Origin of the sequence: Streptomyces sp. NPDC046977, assembly GCF_040644455.1 — a bacterium.
GTDB lineage: Bacteria > Actinomycetota > Actinomycetes > Streptomycetales > Streptomycetaceae > Actinacidiphila.
The window spans coordinates 71,131-88,649 of sequence record NZ_JBEYWO010000032.1 but is presented as its reverse complement, the minus strand read 5'-3'; the positions used below and the strand labels follow the sequence as shown (position 1 = coordinate 88,649).

General features: G+C 72.1%; 18 protein-coding genes. 9 read left to right on the top strand and 9 right to left on the bottom strand.

What is annotated here, in order from left to right:
- Positions 1-232 precede the first annotated feature (232 nt).
- Positions 233-1,021 (top strand): site-2 protease family protein, encoded by a 789-nt coding sequence (locus ABZ883_RS35175; RefSeq protein ID WP_360913585.1) that lies wholly within the window; start codon positions 233-235, stop codon positions 1,019-1,021.
- Here the strand turns inward: ABZ883_RS35175 and ABZ883_RS35170 are convergent.
- From ABZ883_RS35170 to ABZ883_RS35145, 6 genes are all read right to left on the bottom strand, one after another.
- Positions 1,018-1,191: a hypothetical protein gene (locus ABZ883_RS35170; RefSeq protein ID WP_360913583.1), complete on the bottom strand. Its 174-nt coding sequence runs from the start codon at positions 1,189-1,191 to the stop codon at positions 1,018-1,020. The two genes, ABZ883_RS35175 and ABZ883_RS35170, sit on opposite strands and share 4 nt — an antisense overlap.
- A gap of 72 nt (positions 1,192-1,263) precedes the next feature.
- On the bottom strand, positions 1,264-1,980 hold the full coding sequence (gene npdG / locus ABZ883_RS35165; RefSeq protein WP_360913581.1) for an NADPH-dependent F420 reductase: 717 nt from the start codon (positions 1,978-1,980) through the stop codon (positions 1,264-1,266).
- A gap of 19 nt (positions 1,981-1,999) precedes the next feature.
- A complete protein-coding gene (locus tag ABZ883_RS35160; RefSeq protein WP_360913579.1) occupies positions 2,000-2,842 on the bottom strand; it encodes a carbohydrate ABC transporter permease in 843 nt (280 codons plus the stop codon).
- A complete protein-coding gene (locus ABZ883_RS35155) occupies positions 2,839-3,852 on the bottom strand; it encodes a sugar ABC transporter permease (RefSeq protein ID WP_360913577.1) in 1,014 nt (337 codons plus the stop codon). Before ABZ883_RS35155 ends, ABZ883_RS35160 begins: the two co-directional genes overlap by 4 nt.
- Positions 3,849-5,153, bottom strand: a complete 1,305-nt coding sequence (locus ABZ883_RS35150; protein WP_360913575.1) for an extracellular solute-binding protein — start codon at positions 5,151-5,153, stop codon at positions 3,849-3,851. Before ABZ883_RS35150 ends, ABZ883_RS35155 begins: the two co-directional genes overlap by 4 nt.
- Positions 5,150-6,268, bottom strand: coding sequence for a sialidase family protein (locus ABZ883_RS35145; RefSeq protein WP_360913573.1), 1,119 nt, complete (start codon positions 6,266-6,268; stop codon positions 5,150-5,152). Before ABZ883_RS35145 ends, ABZ883_RS35150 begins: the two co-directional genes overlap by 4 nt.
- Positions 6,269-6,393: 125 nt before the next feature.
- Between ABZ883_RS35145 and ABZ883_RS35140 the strand changes: the two genes are divergently transcribed.
- The 4 genes from ABZ883_RS35140 (at position 6,394) to ABZ883_RS35125 (ending at position 10,060) form a co-directional block, all read left to right on the top strand.
- Positions 6,394-7,068 (top strand): FCD domain-containing protein, encoded by a 675-nt coding sequence (locus tag ABZ883_RS35140; RefSeq protein ID WP_360913571.1) that lies wholly within the window; start codon positions 6,394-6,396, stop codon positions 7,066-7,068.
- Between the two features lie 67 nt (positions 7,069-7,135).
- Positions 7,136-7,729, top strand: coding sequence for a hypothetical protein (locus ABZ883_RS35135; protein ID WP_360913569.1), 594 nt, complete (start codon positions 7,136-7,138; stop codon positions 7,727-7,729).
- 11 nt (positions 7,730-7,740) lie between these two features.
- On the top strand, positions 7,741-8,688 hold the full coding sequence (locus tag ABZ883_RS35130; RefSeq protein WP_360913567.1) for a dihydrodipicolinate synthase family protein: 948 nt from the start codon (positions 7,741-7,743) through the stop codon (positions 8,686-8,688).
- 97 nt (positions 8,689-8,785) lie between these two features.
- Positions 8,786-10,060: an MFS transporter gene (locus tag ABZ883_RS35125; RefSeq protein ID WP_360913565.1), complete on the top strand. Its 1,275-nt coding sequence runs from the start codon at positions 8,786-8,788 to the stop codon at positions 10,058-10,060.
- 50 nt (positions 10,061-10,110) lie between these two features.
- Here ABZ883_RS35125 and ABZ883_RS35120 read toward each other — a convergent pair whose 3' ends face one another.
- The 3 genes from ABZ883_RS35120 to ABZ883_RS35110 form a co-directional block, all read right to left on the bottom strand.
- Positions 10,111-11,808, bottom strand: a complete 1,698-nt coding sequence (locus ABZ883_RS35120; protein ID WP_360913563.1) for a carbohydrate binding domain-containing protein — start codon at positions 11,806-11,808, stop codon at positions 10,111-10,113.
- A 195-nt stretch (positions 11,809-12,003) separates the two neighbouring features.
- A complete protein-coding gene (locus tag ABZ883_RS35115) occupies positions 12,004-12,639 on the bottom strand; it encodes a hypothetical protein (RefSeq protein WP_360913561.1) in 636 nt (211 codons plus the stop codon).
- A gap of 272 nt (positions 12,640-12,911) precedes the next feature.
- Positions 12,912-13,145, bottom strand: a complete 234-nt coding sequence (locus ABZ883_RS35110) for a hypothetical protein (RefSeq protein ID WP_360913559.1) — start codon at positions 13,143-13,145, stop codon at positions 12,912-12,914.
- Positions 13,146-13,209: 64 nt separating this feature from the next.
- On the opposite strand from ABZ883_RS35110, the gene map reads away from it, so the two are divergent.
- The 4 genes from map (at position 13,210) to efeU (ending at position 17,508) form a co-directional block, all read left to right on the top strand.
- Entirely contained in the window at positions 13,210-14,058 is an 849-nt protein-coding gene (gene map, locus ABZ883_RS35105; protein WP_360913557.1) for a type I methionyl aminopeptidase, read from the top strand.
- 154 nt (positions 14,059-14,212) lie between these two features.
- The gene (gene efeO / locus ABZ883_RS35100) at positions 14,213-15,340 is read left to right on the top strand and encodes an iron uptake system protein EfeO (protein WP_360913555.1); all 1,128 of its coding nucleotides are present in this window, start codon (positions 14,213-14,215) and stop codon (positions 15,338-15,340) included.
- Between the two features lie 25 nt (positions 15,341-15,365).
- Positions 15,366-16,619, top strand: a complete 1,254-nt coding sequence (efeB, locus tag ABZ883_RS35095; RefSeq protein WP_360913553.1) for an iron uptake transporter deferrochelatase/peroxidase subunit — start codon at positions 15,366-15,368, stop codon at positions 16,617-16,619.
- Positions 16,620-16,635: 16 nt separating this feature from the next.
- Positions 16,636-17,508: an iron uptake transporter permease EfeU gene (efeU, locus tag ABZ883_RS35090; RefSeq protein WP_360913551.1), complete on the top strand. Its 873-nt coding sequence runs from the start codon at positions 16,636-16,638 to the stop codon at positions 17,506-17,508.
- The last annotated feature ends 11 nt before the right edge of the window (positions 17,509-17,519 follow it).

The window sequence follows — 17,519 nt, the reverse complement described above, 5'->3', positions numbered from 1 at the left end:
GTCCAGAATGGCAGCCCCGGAGGCCCCGAACCCGGCCCCCCAACAACTGGCGTCGGGGCGCCCAGACCTTGCCGGGCACACGGGAGGGCGGGCGGGGAAAACGGGCGCCCCGGAACGTCTCGCGTTGGCGGAGCGTTATCGGCCCGTGGGTGTGCCCGACCCCCCACGGATGACATGATCGGGCGGCCGGCCCGGCCCCCTCCCCGAACAGCCCTCCGCAGGAGCCCGCACGATGACCACCGCAGCAGCCCGCAGTGAACGGCAGATCAGCCCGATTTTCCTCGGGCTGGTCGCGATCATGGCCGTCTCCGGGTGGGCGGTGTGGACCGGGTTCTCCTCGAACACCGGCTTCGCCGTCTTCCTGTTCGTCGTGTCGGGCTGGGTGGTCTCCCTGTGCCTGCACGAGTACGCGCACGCCCGCACCGCCCTGCACGGCGGCGACATCTCGATCGGCGCGAAGGGCTATCTGACCCTCAACCCGCTGAAGTACACGCACGCGCTGCTGAGCATCGTGCTGCCGCTGGTCTTCCTGATCCTGGGCGGCATCGGCCTGCCCGGTGGCGCGGTGTTCATCGAGCGGGGCCGGATCAGCGGCCGCTGGAAGCACAGCCTGATCTCGGCGGCCGGACCGCTGACGAACGTGCTGTTCGCGATCGCGGCGATGCTCCCGTTCACTCTCCACCTCGTGGAACCGGAGACCAAGGAGCAGCTGGCGTTCGCCGCGGCCCTGGGCTTCCTGGCCATGCTCCAGGTGACGGCGGCGATCCTGAACCTGCTGCCGGTGCCCGGTCTGGACGGCTACGGGATCCTCGAGCCCTGGCTGTCGTACAACGTGCGGCGCCAGCTGGAGCCGTTCGCGTCGTTCGGGCTGCTGGCCGTCTTCGGCGTGCTGTGGATCCCCGAGGTGAACTCGGCGTTCTTCGGCTTCGTGGATGCCGTGACGGCTGCCTTCGGCGTGCCGGAGGGCCTCTCGGGCCTGGGCTCCCAGCTGTTCCGCTTCTGGGAGAGCGGCGGCTTCTAGGCCGCCTTCTCCAGCTTCGCCTTGCGCGCGTAGTACCAGCACATGTTGCTGGTCAGGCCGGTGATCGCGAGCCACAGGACGCCGAGCCAGCTGCCTTCGACGAAGGAGACGACGGCGGCGACCACGGACAGCACGCACACGATGAGCGCGTAGAGGGCGAGGCGGGGCATGGGGGCGGCTCCTGTCGGGTCGGTCACGAACCCGCCCATTGTCCCCCATGCCCTCGCGCTGCCCCACGGCGGTCACACGTCGGTGAGGCGTACTCCGGCGTGGGCCTTGTAGCGGCGGTTGACGGAGATCAGGTTGGCGACCAGTGCCTCGACCTGGTGGGCGCCGCGCAGCCGGCCGGCGAAGATCCCGCGGACGCCGGGGATGCGTGCGGCCAGCGCCTGTACCAGGTCGGTGTCGGCGCGGGACTCGCCGAGGACGAGTACGTCGGTGTCGATGGTCTCGACCTCCGGGTCCTCCAGTGTCACCGCGGACAGGTGGTGGAACGCGGCGGCGACCCGGGAGTCGGGGAGCAGCGCGGCGGCCTGTTCGGCGGCGCTGCCCTCCTCCGGCTTCAGGGCGAAGGCGCCCTTCTTGTCGAAGCCGAGCGGGTTGACGCAGTCGACGACGAGCTTTCCGGCGAGTTCCTCGCGCAGTGACTCCAGCGTCTTGGCGTGGCCCTCCCAGGGCACGGCGACGATGACGATGTCGCTGCGGCGGGCGGTCTCGGCGTTGTCCGCGCCCTGGACGCCGTGGCCGAGTTCGTCCGCGGTGGCCTGCGCCCGGTCGGCGGCGCGGGAGCCGATGATCACCTGCTGGCCCGCCCTGGCGAGCCGGTAGGCCAGGCCGCGGCCCTGCGGGCCGGTGCCGCCGAGGACGCCGACGACGAGGCCGGACACGTCGGGCAGGTCCCAGGGGTCCTTGGCGGGAACCTTCGGGGCGGGGGCGTCATTGCCGCTGTCAACAGTCATGTACGTGATCCTGCCACGGTCACGCCGTGACGCTGCCCTCGCTGAGGCCGCCCCGCCAGTGGCGCTGGAGCACCACCATGAGCAGCATGAGCGGCAGGACGGACAGCAGCGCGCCGCCGACCGTGTACTGGTAGAGCTCCGGCTGCCGGTCGGCGTAGCCCTGCCAGGAGGTGAGCCCGAGCGTCACCGGGTACAGGTCGCTGTCGGAGAGCATGACCAGCGGCAGGAAGAAGTTGTTCCAGATGTGGACGAATTGGAACAGGAAGACGGTGACGAGGGCCGGCGTCATCAGGCGCAGCCCGAGGACGTGGAAGATCCGCCACTCCCCCGCCCCGTCGAGCCGGGCGGCCTCCAGCAGGGAGCGCGGGATGGCGGCGGTGGCGTAGATCCGGCACAGGTACACCCCGAACGGGCTGACCATGCCCGGGACGAGGACCGACCAGTAGGTGTTGGCGAAGCCGAGGTCGGTGAAGAGCAGGTAGAGCGGCAGGGCGAGCGCCGTGGAGGGTACGAGGACACCGGCGACGACGGCGGTCAGCACCGCCTCGCGCCCCGCGAAGCGGTACTGCGCGAGGGCGTACCCCGCGGCGGCCGACAGCCAGGTCGCCCCGAGGGCGCCGACGCCCGCGTAGAGCAGGCTGTTGCCGAACCAGCGGACGTAGACGCCGCCGTCGTAGGTCAGCACCCGGCCGAGGTAGTCGATCGGGTGGGGGTGCGCGAACCAGAAGCCGAAGCTGCCGAAGAGGTCGGCGCTGGACTTGGTGGAGGAGACCGCGAGCCAGTAGACGGGCACGAGGAAGTAGACGGCGGCCAGGGCGAGCGCGGTCGCGGTCAGGACGCGGTGGCGGAACGGGACGGTCATCGCAGCGCCCCGTCCCCGCCGCGGCGGCCGACGAGGCTGAGGAAGCCGAAGGACAGCGCGCACGCGACGAGCGCGAGCAGCACCGCCTCGGCGGCGGCCACGTGGTAGTCGTTGGCCGCGAACGCCTCGTTGTAGGCGTGCAGGTTGGGCGTGTAGCCGGAGTCGATGGCCGGGGAGAGCGGACGCAGCACGAGCGGCTCCGAGAACAGTTGCAGCGTGCCGATGATGCTGAAGACGGCCGTCAGGACGAGCGCCGGACGGATCAGCGGCAGCTTGATGTGCCAGGCGACGCGTGCCGCGTTCGCGCCGTCGAGGCGGGCCGCCTCGTACAGCTCGGCGGGCACGGCCTTGAGCTGGGCGATCAGGACGAGCATGTTGTAGCCGGTGAACTGCCAGGTCACGATGTTGGCGATGGACCACAGCACGGTGCTCTTGGACAGGAAGTCGACCTGCCAGCCGGCCGAGTGCAGGATCTGCACCAGGGGGCTGATCCCGGGGACGTACAGGAAGCCCCACAGGATCGAGGCGATGACGCCGGGCACGCCGTAGGGCAGGAAGTACGCGGTGCGGAAGAAGCCGATGCCGCGGGCGGAGGCGCTGTCCAGGAGCAGCGCGAGGGCGGCGGCCAGCGCGAGCATCAGCGGCACCTGCACGACCCCGAACAGCAGCACGCGCCCGAAGCCCGCGAGGAACGAGCCGTCGCTCAGCGCGTGCGTGTAGTTGGCGAGGCCCGCGAACACGTCGTGCGAGCCGCCGAAGCCGAGCGGCCCGGTGCGTACGGTCCGCAGCAGGCTCTGCTGCACGGCGTAGCCGATGGGGACGACGAAGCAGAGCAGGAACAGCGCGCAGAACGGCAGGAGGAACGCGGCCGCGGTGCGGGCCTCGCGCGAGCGGGCACGGGAACGGGAACGGCTCCGGGGGCGGGCGGGGCCGGCCCGGTGCGTACGGGCCCCGGACGCCGCGGCGGAACCGGGGGCTTCAGGCGGCACGACGTCCGCCCGCGCGGTCATGCGGCCTCCGCTTTCAGGCCCTTGTCGCGCAGGTCGGCGAGGGTGCGGGCCTGGAGTTTCGGCAAGGTGGCGGTGAGGGAGGTGCCGTCGCTGACGGCGCCGCTGAGGGCGTCGGTGAGCCGCTGGAAGAAGGTGTCCATGGTGGGGCCCCAGGTCCAGGTACGGTCGACCGCGGCGCCGGAGGCGGCGACGACCGCGCCGTAGTCCTGGCCGCCGAAGTAGGCCGCGCGGGTGTCGAGTTCGGCCGGGGTGAAACCGGAGGTGGGGGCGGGGTAGCCGTAGCCGCCCCGGATGAGCAGGCGGACGCTTTCGGGGTCGCTGTTGAGCCACACCGCGAAGTCCAGTGCGGCGCGGGGGTTGCGGGTGCCGGTGAAGACGGCGGTGGTGGAGCCGCCCCAGTTCCCCGAGGAGGGGGCGGCGCCGGAGCCGGCGGCGTGCCACTGCGGCATCGGCCGGACCCGCCACTTGCCCGCGCCGCCGGGGGCGTTGCCGGTGAGCAGGGCGTCGCCCCAACTGCCGCCGGTCCAGCTGACGAGGTCGCCGGACTGGAGGCCGGCGTACCAGGCGCTCTGCATCATGGGCTGGGTGGTGACCAGCCGGTCCTTGATGAGCCGGTCCCAGTGGCGGGTGACGCGGCGGGTGGGCTCGTCGTCGATCGAGACCAGCCAGGTGTCGCCGCCGGCCCGGAACCAGCGGGCGCCGGCCTGCCAGGCCAGGGCGGTGAACCAGCCGGGGTTGGAGGGCGAGAAGGAGGTGAGGTGTGCGCCGCGGCGGCGGACGGCACGGGCCGCGGCGGTGAAGTCGTCCCAGGTGGCGGGGGTCTCGATGTCCCAGCGGTCCAGCAGGTCCTGGCGCTGGAACAGCACCATGGGCCCGGAGTCCTGCGGGATGGCCCAGACGCCCCCGGCGTACACGCTCTGCTGCCACAGCCAGTCGGCGAACCGGGGGCGGTAGCGGTCGGCGCCGTGCCGGGCGAGGTCCACCAGGCCCTGGTCGAGCAGGAATCCGGGCACCATCTGGTACTCGACCTGCGCGAGGTCGGGCGGGCTGCCGGCCTTGAGCGCGGCGTGCATCTTGGCGTACTGGGCGCCGCCGCTCGCGGCCACCTTCTCCAGTTCGACGCGGACGCCGGGGTGCAGCCGGTTCCACAGTGCGACGTTGCGCTCGATGCCGGGGACCCAGGACCAGAAGGTGAGGGTAGTACTGCCGCCCGCCGCGCCGGTGGTGGCGGCGCAGCCGGGCAGGGCGAGCGCCGCCGCCGTGCCGCCGGCCGCCGCCAGCACGCCGCGCCGGCCGATCAAGAGACCAGCTCCGCGAGGGGGACGCGGCGGAAGGTGATCGTCTCGTAGGGGCCGAAGTCGCCGGTCTCGTAGAGCAGTCCGACGGTGTCCTCGTCCAGCCGCACCAGGTCGGAGTAGGCGGCGGGGAGGCCGTCGACGGTGTGCGCGGTCCGCCAGGTGACGCCGTGGTCGTGGCTGGCCCGGATGGTCATCAGGGCGCGCGCGGCGGGGTGCCCGGGGCCGGAGAACAGCAGGACGTCGGGGGTGCCGAGGTGCAGGACGCTGCACTGCACGACGGGGGCGACGAGGCCGGCCTGCGGGCGGAAGCGGCGCTCCAGGGTGGCGCCGCCGTCGGCGGAGACGGCGTCGGCGCGGTTGCCGGGGCTGCGGGAGTCGGTGCGGGTGTTGAAGTAGACGGTGCCGTCGGGGAGTTCCGCGGCGGTGGTCTCGTTGGGGTTGACGTAGTCGTCGGACGAGTCGTCGGTGTAGCCGAGTTGCCAGGTCCCGCCGAGGTCGTCGCTGTAGAGGCAGTGGCCGCCGTTGTAGCGGGGCTCGGCGCCGGTGTCGGGGCCCTCGGGCGGGCGGGTGTGGTTGCCGGCGACGACGATCCGCCCGGCGTGCCGGCCGGTGCGCAACTGGAGCGCGTGGCCGGGGGTGGTGGCGTACCAGCGCCAGCCGGGGCGTTTGACGGCGGCGGTGATCTCGCGCGGCTCGGACCAGGTGGCGCCGTCGTCGTCGCTGTGCTGGACCCAGACCCGGCGGCCGTCCTCGTCGGGCACCTTGCCGCGGATGATGTCCCGTTCCTCCGCGGTCCCGGCGTTGCGCACGTGGACCAGGACGACGCGGCCCTCGGCGGTGACGACCGGGGCCGGGTTGCCCGCCGTGCCGGAGCCGTTGGACGTCACCACCTGCAGGTCGTCCCAGGTGCGGCCGCCGTCGTGCGACCGTCGCAGGACGAGGTCGATGCGGCCGGTGTCGGCTGCCGAGGCGTGCCGGCCCTCGGCGAAGGCGAGCACGGTGCCCGCACCGGTCACGACGACCGCGGGGATGCGGAAGCTCGCGTAGACGGGCCCCGGGTCTTCCCCGGAGGTTCCCCCGGTACCGCCTCGGTAGGGGACGGATGTGAGGTATGACATCGGTGTTGCCTCCGATGCGCCCTTGCATGGCAGACGTAGGACGTCCCTTGTCGTCAAGGGACGGTAGACAAGACACTGACGGCACGTCAAGAAAGCACGACAGCACGTGGGAAAGGCGGCCACTTGTGACCAGAACCGCCGGCGGGGGCCGCGGCCCGACGCTCCAGGATCGCATCATCGAGCTCATCCACGAGCAGCGACTCGCCCCCGGCGCCACATTGCCCACCGAGCCGCAGCTGATGGATCTGCTGGGCGCCGGCCGCAACAGCGTGCGCGAGGCGGTGCGCGCGCTCCAGGCGCTCGGCATCGTCGAGATACGCCACGGCACCGGCACCTTCGTGACCGACGCTCCGCTGCGGGTGCTGCTGCCCTCGCTCACCTTCCACATCCGCTCCCGGGTACGGGCGCTGGCCGATCTGGTGGCCGTGCGCGAACTGCTGGAGGTCGGGCTGATAGGCGAGGTGGCCGGCACCATACCGCCGGAGCGGCTCGACGAACTCGACGCGCTCGCCTCGCGGATGGTCACCGACCCGGACGCCGACCGCACCTTCCACGCGCTGTTGTACGCGACCTGCGACAACGAACTGGTGCTCCAGCTCATGGACCTGTTCTGGAGCGTCTACCAGGACGTCGGCTCCGCCCTGGCGCCCGCCGACGACCCCGTCGAGCGCGTCATCGCCAACCACCGCGCGGTGGTGGGCGCGCTGCGCACCGGGGACGCGGGCGCGGCGCGGGCGGCGATGCGCCGGCACTTCACCGACGTACGGGCCAGGGTCGCGGGCGCCCTTCCCGCACAGTGACCCCCTTCGGGTGAGCCGGGCGGGAAGCCCGGTACGGCGGCGGAGGCCTGCGCCAGGATGCCGTGGCATGGATGCCGTACGGGTCGAGGTCGTCCGTGAACTGCTGGCCGGCAGCGAGTGGCCGGAGCGGACCCGGGCGTTCGCGGGGGCGCTGCGCGGCGCGGTCCGCCGCGGCTCCCCGGGCGGGCTGCTGCTGGTGGGCGGCGGCGGGTACGAGCCGTGGCACATGGCCGCGCATCTGGACGACGAGGCCGCCTGGAGCGGGCTGCCGGAGCTCTCCCCCGTCCTGGTGCGGCAGCGCGTGCCGCCGGGCGCGCCCGCGCATCTCGCGGTGGGCACGGCCCGGCTGGAGGCCGCGCGGCGCGGCGAGACGGTCCTGGTGGTCGCGCCCGGGCAGGCGGAGGCGGGGCTGCTGGAACGGGTGGACGGCGCCCGGCGGGCCGGGGCGAGGGTGCTGGCGATGGACGCGGGCGACCGGGAGCTGGCCGGTCTCGCCCATGAGGCGCTGTCGGTGCCGCCGGAACCCGGCGAGGTGGGACTCGAACTGCTGCAGCACCTGGTCAGTGCCGCCGCGGGGCGGCGGGTGCGGCTGCGGGACCGGCTGCCGCGGCTCGCGCGGCTCGCCGAGCAGTTCGTGTCGCCGCCCCCGGCAAGCTGGTAGAAGTGACCGTTATGACCGATATGCACGCCCCCTTGTGCGGCGTCGTACCTCCTCTGTGCACTCCCCTCACGCCCGCGGGCGACGTGGACACCGACGGGCTGCGCGCCTTGGTCGGCCATGTGCTCTCGGCGGGCGTCCACGGCGTCTTCGCGCTCGGGTCGAGCGGCGAGACGGCCTATCTGTCCGACGCGCAACGCCGGATCGCGCTCACCACCGTCGTCGAGGCGGTCGGCGGGCGCGTCCCCGTGCTCGCCGGGGTCGTCGACATGACCACGGCCCGGGTGCTGGACCACGTCCGGGCGGCCGTCGCGGCGGGTGCGGACGCGCTGGTGGCGACCGCGCCCTTCTACACCACCACGCACCCGGCCGAGATCGCGGACCACTTCCGCCGGGTGCGGGACGGCGCGGACGGCCTGCCGCTGTTCGCGTACGACATCCCCTCCGCCGTGCACACCAAGCTGCCCGCGGCGACGGTGCTGGCGCTGGCGGAGAACGGCACGCTGGCCGGCCTCAAGGACAGCAGCGGCGCCGACGGCGGCATGCGCCGGCTGCTCGTGGAGCTGCGCCGGCGCGGTCTGTCCGGCTCCTTCTCCCTTCTCACCGGCTCCGAACTCACCGTCGACGCCGCCCTGCTGGCCGGCGCCCACGGTGTCGTGCCGGGACTCGGCAACGTCGACCCGCACGGCTATGTGCGGCTCTACGAGCACGCGCTGGCCGGACGCTGGCGGGAGGCCGCGGCGGAGCAGGACCGGCTCGCCGCGCTCTTCTCCATCGTCGACATCGGCGCCGCGGCCGCCCCGATGAGCGCCAGTGCCTCGGCGCTCGGCGCCTTCAAGGCGGCCCTGCACCTGCGGGGCGTCATTCCCTGCGCCGCCACGGCCGCGCCGCAGGTGCCGCTGGACGACACCGCGGTCAAGGCCGTCGGCGAACGCCTGGAGGCCGCGGGCCTCATGGCCTGAACGCGCCGCCCGGACCGGCCCGGTGGACCACGGCGTCCACCGGGCCGGCGCCGGAAAATGCGTTGCACCCCGCCGCCCGCCCGCGAAACATGCGAGGGTGCGCAATCTCCTCCCCGACCTCGCGCCGTGGCGCAGCTCCCGCGACTTCCGCCTGATGTGGTGCGCCGGGCTGATCACGAGCTTCGGCAGCTTCCTGACCTTCGTGGCGCTCCCGGTCCAGATCAAGAACCTCACCGGATCGACGCTGGCGGTCGGCGCGCTGGGGGCGGTGGAGCTCGTACCGCTGGTGGTGTTCGGGCTCTACGGGGGCGCCCTGGCCGACGCCCTCGACCGGCGGAAGCTGATCCTGTGGACGGAGGCCGCGCTCGGCCTGATGTCGGTCCTGCTGCTGGCGAACACCCTGCTGCCGCGTCCGCTGCTCTGGCCGCTGTACGTGGTGGCGGCGCTGACCAGCGCGCTCGGCGGGCTGCAACGCCCCGCGCTGGAGGCGATCGTGCAGCGCATCGTGCCGCACGACCAGCTCACCGCGGCGGCCTCGCTGAACGCGCTGCGCTGGCAGCTCGGCGCCATCGCGGCCCCCGCGCTGGCGGGTGTGCTCATCGCGTACGCGGGACTGCGCTGGGCGTACGCCGTCGACGCCCTGACCTTCGCGGTGTCGCTGCTGCTGGGCCTGCGCCTGCGGCCGTCCCCGCCCTCGCAGGACGCGGAGCGCCCCTCACTGCGCTCGATCGGCGAGGGCGCGCGCTACGCCTGGAGCCGCAAGGAACTGCTGGGCACCTATGTGGTGGACATCGCGGCGATGGGCCTGGCGTTCCCGATCGCCGTGTTCCCCTTCATGGCGGACGACCTGGGCGCCCCGTGGTCGCTGGGCCTGATGTACGCGGCGCTGCCGGCCGGGGCGATGCTGATGAGCCTGACGAGCGGCTGGTCGTCCCGGGTGCACCGGCACGGCGTGGCGATCGTGCTGGCCGCGGCGGGCTTCGGGCTGTGCATGGCGGCCGCCGGGCTGACCCGCAATGTGTGGCTGGTGCTGCTGTTCCTGGTGCTGGCGGGCGCGCTGGACATGATCAGCGGTGTGTTCCGCTCCACGATCTGGAACCAGACGATCCCGGACGCCCTGCGCGGCCGCCTCGCGGGCATCGAGCTGCTGTCCTTCATGACCGGCCCCCAGCTGGGCCAGGTCCGGGCCGGCGGCGCGGCGGCGGTGCTGGGGCTGCGGACCTCGGTGTGGACCGGCGGCCTGGCGTGCGTGGCGGCGGTCGGGACGCTGGCGGTGTGCCTGCCGACGCTGATCGCGTACGACGCGCGGACCAACGTGCACGCGGTGGGCATGCGGACGGCGGCGGAGGACGCGGTGTCCCCCGCCGCCTGACCCGTGGGGCGGTCGGTGGGCCCGGCCGGTGTGGACGGCCGGGCCGTGGATCAGCCGGTGAACCCGGCGGTGATCGAGGTGAACTGCCAGGTGCTCTGGTTGATGCCGGAGCAGTTGCTCACCACGCCGCCGCCGGCGCACGGCCGGTCGCGGTTGACGGCCCAGTAGGCGAGCCGCGCGATGTGGTGCGAGTTCGCCCAGTCCCGGATCTGGGTCCAGATCGCCGGGGTGGTGGTCTCCTGCTGGTCGCTGAGGCCGTTCATCCCGGACAGGCCCATGTGGGCGTAGGCGGTGGCGTCGTCCCAGCCGAAGGTGGACTTCAGCTTGGCTTTCAGCCCCTCGGCGGCGTTGACGGTGTTGCCGTACATGTCGGCGCCGCCGCCGAAGTCGAACGGCATGATCGTGAAGACGTCGATGTTGGCGCCGAGCGCGTTGGCCCGGTCGATGAGCCGGCCGCCCCAGTAGGTCGGGCCGGTCGTCGACGTGCCGAAGGTGAGGATCGTCCGGATGCCGGGGTTGTTCTGCTTGACGATCTTCAGCGCGTTGAGGACGCGGTCCTGGACGACCTCGGACTCGAACTCGTCGGTGTTCTCGATGTCGACGTCGATCGCCTTGAGCCCGTAGGCGTTGATCACCTGCTGGTAGGCACCGGCCAGCGCCTCGGGGGTGGAGCAGTTGGGGCCGAGCTTGTTGCCCTGCCAGCCGCCGATGGACGGGACGATGTCGCCGCCGGCCGCGCGGATGGAGTTGATGGTCGACTGGTCGACGCCGCCGGTCAGCGGACGGGAGCCGTCCCAGGCCGGGTTGCAGCCGCCGGAGGAGAGGATGAAGGCCATCGTGAACCACTTGACGCCGGTGGCGCTCATCACGCTGGTCGCGCTCGGCGGGTCGCCCCAGCCGAGGAAGAGGTAGGGCGCGGCCTGCTTGAAGCCGGTGCCACCGCCACCGCCGGCGTTGGTGGTGACGCTCACCGCGTTGGAGGCCGCCGAGGTGTTGCCAGCGCCGTCGCGCGCCTTGACGGTGAAGGTGTACGCGGTGCTGGCGGCCAGGCCGGTGACGGTGGCGGAGGTGCCGGTCACGGTGGTGGCCAGGGTGCTGCCGCGGTAGACGTCGTAGCTCGTGACGCCGACGTTGTCGGTGGAGGCGTTCCACGCGAGCGAGACGGTTGAGGACGTTTTGCCGGTGGAGGTGAGGCCGCTGGGCGCGCTGGGCGCCTGGGTGTCCCCGCCTCCGCCGCCGCCCGGCCCGTCGAGGCTGATGTCGTCGGCGTTGTAGGTGCCCTGGGCGTACCAGCCGTGGACGTACAGCTGCACGCTGGTCTGCGAGGCCCCGGTGGTGAAGGGGACCGTCAGCTGGGTGTACGAGCCGGCGGACGGCGTCCAGGTGGAGGCGCCGCCGGTGACGCCGAGGTAGACGTACGTGCCGCGCACCCAACCGGTCAGCGAGTAGGCGGTGTTGGGCTGCACGGACACGGTCTGGGTGCACTGGGCGGTGTCGCTGCTGCTGACGGCGCCGGCCAGCGCCTTGGTGCCGCTGTGCACCGGGCTGCTGACGACGGAGCCGCCCGAGCAGGACCAGCCGGACAGACTGCCGCTCTCGAAGCCGGGGTTGGTGACGAGGTTGGCCGCCTGGGCGGTGCCGGGCAGGGCGATCAGGGATCCTGCGGCGGCCAGGAAGGCGGCGGTGACGACGGAGAGGATGCGGGATCTGCGGGATCCCGGACGCGGGACTCGACGACGGAAGAGCACGTGACCTCCCAGTGGGGGGCGGGGGGTTCGAGCGGTGCCGGGCAAGTGGTCTGGACCGTTGGTCTGGACCTGTAGTGCCGGATTGAAGCCGAGTGTCGTGCCCGCGTCAAGAGGTCCGGGCCACCGCCGCTTCCTGGTTCGGCGGCGGCCCGGACGGCCGGGTGATCGCCGGAGATCGGCGGAGGGGTCGCCCCGTCAGCCGACGCGCTCGATCCGCGCCTTCCGGATCAGGAACTTCCCGGGCTCGCGGACCTGCTCGAAGGCGGCGTTGTTCAGCAGCGCGCAGCTCCCGGACGGCGATGTCACGGTAACCGTCGTGGACTTGCCGTTGTCGAGGTTGGTCACCTTGAGCCTGGTGCCCATCGGGAACTGGTTGCTGGACGCGGCCGGGGCGCCCGCCTCGCCGGACAGCGTCACCGTCGACCCTGGGCACACCACCTGGCCGGTCACCGCGCCCGCGGGCGGCGCGGCGGGCGGCTGCTGCGCCTGGCCCTGGTTCTGCCCCTGGCCTTGCCCCTGACCCTGACCCTGACCCGCGGGCGCGGCGGGCGCCGCCGGGGCCGCGCCGCATCCCGAGGCCTGGCGCTGCACGTTGATCTGCGCGATGACCGCCTCACGGTTGGCGATCCGGGCCGCCGACTGCGCGTCGGGATTCGCCCGCTGCCCCGCGATGAAGGCCTGGTTGTTGCGAATCGCCTGGTCGAGGCCGTCGCACACCACGGAGGCGTGACCGCTCGCCATGGTCGCCACGGCGAAGCCGCCGGCGAGCGTCGCCGCGCCCGTCATCAGCGCGATCTTCTGCTTGGTCCCGAGCCTGCGTTTCCTGGACATGGGGCCCCTCCGGTTCATCAGGTTTCTCCGGCTTCGTCCGACCTGCCGTGGTCGGATCCGGTCCGCATGTCCTGTGAAACGGAGCGCCCTTGGTCTGAACCTCAATACGTTCGAAACCTCGGACGGGAAGGGGGCCGATGTGCTAGGCGCGGGAGCCGCCGGGCGCTGCGGGCCGGTCCGCCGGGACTGGCCAATCGGGTGACGCGGCGGGGGGCGCGGAGGAGTCCGGCCGCCGCACCCCCGCGCCGCGCGCCCGGCAACGGCCGGGTCGGTCAGTCGCCCTCGTCCTCGCGCGGCTGGTCCTTCCACCGCGGGTCGTTCTCCCACTGCAGGTTGCGCTCGGCGGCGGTCTCCATCGCGCGTTCGGCGTCGGCCCGGCTGGGGTACGGCCCCATGCGGTCCTTGGCCGGGCACTCCGGACCCTCCTCGACCTTTCTGTGCTCGATGCAGTAGAACCACTCGCCGGGCTTCCCGGCCGGCTTGCGGACCCTCCTGAACGGCGCCATCGCTCCTCCTCGTACGACGTCCTGCCGCCATGCTGCCCGACCGGCCGCCGATACACTCGCTGACATGTCTGTCCTGGTGCCCGGCAAGCTCTCCCCCACGCGTCACGTCCCCGCCTCGATCCCGCGGCCCGAGTACGTGGGCCGTCCGGCCCCGCGGCCGTACGACGGGCCGGAGGTGCAGTCCGCGGAGACCGTCGAGAAGATGCGCATCGCGTCCCGGATCGCCGCGCGGGCGATGGAGGAGGCGGCGAAGGCCATCGCGCCCGGGGTCACCACCGACGAACTGGACCGGATCGCCCACACCTACATGTGCGACCACCAGGCCTACCCCTCGGACCTCGGCTACCGGGGCTTCCCCAAGTCGCTGTGCTCGTCCATCAACGAGGTCATCTGCCACGGCATCCCCGACTCGACCGAACTGCGCGACGGCGACATCGTCAATCTCGATGTGACGGCTTTCATCCACGGAGTGCACGGCGACACCAACGCCACCTATTTCGTGGGCGAAGTCGCCGAGGAATCACGGCAGTTGGTGGACCGCACCCGGGAATCGCTGAATCGCGCGATCAAGGCGGTCAAGCCGGGCCGGCAGATCAATGTGATCGGCCGGGTGATCGAGTCGTACGCCAAGCGCTTCGGCTACGGCGTGGTGCGTGACTTCACCGGCCACGGCATCAACACGTCCTTCCACTCGGGCCTGATCGTCCCGCACTACGACGACCCGCGAGCCACCACGGTGATGAAGCCGGGCATGACCTTCACCATCGAGCCCATGCTGACGCTCGGCACCCACGAGTACGAGATGTGGGACGACGGCTGGACGGTGGTCACCAAGGACCGCAAGCGCACCGCGCAGTTCGAGCACACCTTGGTCGTCACGGAGACGGGCGCCGAGGTGCTGACCCTGCCGTGAGGCCCCCGTCCGGCCCGCACAGCGGCGCGCCCCTTCATTACTTTTTCTTTACCCAATAGTGGGCAAGGCGAGATGAGGCTTGGGTAAGTTAGGCAAGCCTTTCCACAGAAAGGCTCACCTAAGTCCTTGCCTCACCGATCCGCCAGGAGCCTGTATGTCCGCCGTCCGCATGTCCGCAGTAGCCGCCGCCGGCATAGTGGTCGCCGTCACCGCCGTGACCGGGTGCGCGGAGAAGGCGGACAGCGCCTCCTCGGACGCGATCACCGTGACCGCCTCGGACACCGCATGCGACGTCTCCAAGACCACCTTCCCGGCCGGGCACGTGCAGCTCGCCGTGGAGAACAAGGGCTCCAAGGTCACCGAGGTCTACGTCTACACGCCCAGCGACAAGATCGTGACCGAGCGGGAGAACATCGGCCCCGGCACCAAGGCCACCATCACCGCCGAGATCAAGGCCGGCTCCTACGAGATCGCCTGCAAGCCCGGCATGCAGGGCGACGGCATCCGCCAGAAGATCACCGTGACCGGCAAGGGCGCCGTCAAGAGCGACCCGCGCCTGGACGCGGCCGTCGCCGCGTACCGCAAGTACGCCCAGGAGCAGGCCGACCAGACCATCCCGGTGGTCCAGCAGTTCGCGGACGCCGTCAAGGCCGGCGACGTGGAGAAGGCCAAGTCGCTCTTCGCGCCGTCCCGCGTCGGCTGGGAGCGCACCGAGCCGGTCGCCGAGTCCTTCGGCGACATCGACCCCCTGACCGACACCCGTGAGGACGGTCTGGAGGACGGCCAGAAGTGGACCGGCTGGCACCGGCTGGAGAAGTCCCTGTGGAAGGACAAGAAGGCCGGCGCCGAGGAGGGCACCCTCGCCGACCAGCTCGTCACCGACCTCAAGGACTGGCAGACCCGGGTCGGCAAGGCCGAGATCACCGCCACCAGCATGGCCAACGGCGCCAAGGAGCTGCTGGACGAGGTCGCCACCGGCAAGATCACCGGTGAGGAGGACCGCTACTCCCACACGGACCTGTCGGACTTCCAGGCCAACGTCGAGGGCGCGCAGAAGGCGTACGAGCTGCTGAAGCCGGTCGCCGCCGAGAACGACCCGGCGCTCACCTCCGAACTGGACAAGCAGTTCACCGCCCTGACGGGGCTGCTCGGCAAGTACCGCAAGGGCAACACGTTCGTCTCGTACGACACCGTCGGCAAGGCCGACCGCAAGGAGCTCTCGGACAGCGTCAACGCGCTGGCCGAGCCGCTGTCCAAGCTCGCCGCGGCCGTCGCCAAGTAACCGTCACCACAAAGGACTGGGGAGCATGTCCGAGGAGACCACCACCTCGCGGCGCACACTGCTCGGCTGGACCGGCGCCGGGGTCGTCCTCGGCGCCGCCGCGGCCGGCGGCACCGTCGCCGCCGTGCACACCGGGAACGACGTGCAGCCCGCGGCCTCCGCGGGCAGCGCGATCGCCTTCCACGGCCCGCACCAGGCCGGCATCACCACCCCGGTCCAGGACCGGCTGCACTTCGCGTCCTTCGACGTCACGACCGAGGACCGCGAGGAACTGATCGCGCTCCTCAAGGAGTGGACCGAGGCCGCGCGCCGGATGACGCAGGGCCGGCCGGTCGGCGAGGGCGCGGTCGGCGGCCTCGCCGAGGCCCCGCCGGACGACACCGGTGAGGCCCTCGGCCTGCAGCCCTCCCGGCTCACGCTGACCGTCGGCTTCGGCCCCTCGCTCTTCCGTGGCGCCGACGGCAAGGACCGCTTCGGGCTCACCGGGCAGCGCCCGCAGGCCCTGGTGGACCTGCCGAAGTTCCCCGGCGACAACCTGGACGCGAGCCGCAGCGGCGGCGACCTGTGCGTCCAGGCCTGCGCCGACGACCCGCAGGTGGCGGTGCACGCCATCCGCAACCTGGCCCGCATCGGCTTCGGCAAGGTCGCGATGCGCTGGTCGCAGCTCGGCTTCGGCAAGACCTCCTCCACCACGCCCGACGAGCAGACCCCGCGCAACCTGATGGGCTTCAAGGACGGCACGCACAACGTCGCCGGCTCCGACCGCGCCGCCCAGGACAAGCACGTGTGGGTCCCGTCCGGCGACGGCCCGGCCTGGATGGCCGGCGGCTCGTACCTGGTGGCCCGGCGCATCCGGATGCACATCGAGACCTGGGACCGCACCTCCCTGCGCGAGCAGGAGGACGTCTTCGGCCGGACCAAGGGCGAGGGCGCCCCGCTCGGCAGGAAGCACGAGCGGGACACCCCGGACTTCAAGGCGATGAAGCCCGACGCGCACGTCCGCCTCTCGCACCCCGACAACAGCGGTGTGACGATCCTGCGGCGCGGCTACTCCTTCACCGACGGCACCGACGGCCTCGGGCGGCTGGACGCCGGGCTGTTCTTCATCGCCTACCAGCGCGACGTGCGCGACGGCTTCATCCCGCTGCAGATGCGGCTGGCCAAGACCGACGCGCTCAACGAGTACATCCAGCACGTGGGTTCGGCCGTCTACGCCGTACCGCCGGGCGTCCGGGACTCCGGCGACTGGTGGGGCCGCGCGCTCTTCGGGAACAACTGAAAGGAAGTGACGGCGGGTGTTCGGCAACTACCTGATCGGACTCCGTGAGGGCCTGGAGGCCAGCCTGGTCGTCTGCATCCTGGTCGCCTACCTGGTGAAGACGGACCGCAAGGACAAGCTGCCCCCGGTCTGGCTCGGCGTCGGCGCCGCGGTGCTGCTGAGCCTCGGCTTCGGCGCCGCGCTGCAGTTCGGCTCCTCCGAACTCACCTTCCAGGCGCAGGAGGCGCTCGGCGGCTCGCTGTCGGTCATCGCGGTCGGTCTGGTGACCTGGATGGTGTTCTGGATGCGGCGCACCGCGCGGCACCTGAAGGCCGAACTGCACGGCAAGCTGGACGCCGCGGTCGCCATGGGCACCGGCGCGCTGATCGTCACCGCCTTCCTCGCGGTGGGCCGCGAAGGGCTGGAGACCTCGCTGTTCATCTGGACCGCCGTGCAGGCCACCGACGACGGCGTACGGCCGCTGGTCGGCGCGGCGCTGGGACTGCTCACGGCCGTGGTCCTCGGCTGGCTGTTCTACCGCGGCGCGGTCCGTATCAACCTGGCCAAGTTCTTCACCTGGACCGGGGCGATGCTGGTCGTCGTGGCGGCCGGCGTCCTCGCGTACGGCTTCCACGACCTCCAGGAGGCCGACTGGCTGCCCGGACTGGGCTCGCGGGCATTCGACATCAGCACGACGATCCCCGCGGACTCCTGGTACGGAACGCTGCTCAAGGGCGTGTTCAACTTCCAGCCGGACCCGACCTGGCTCCAGGTCGCGGTCTGGGCGCTCTACCTCGCGCCGGCCATGTTCTTCTTCCTGCGCCCCGGCCGGCCCGCCGCGCCGCCGGCGCGCGCCGCTTCCGGCGAGCGAGTGCCTGAGGGCGCGGGGCCCGTCGCCGACAAGGGCTGAGGTTTCCGGGC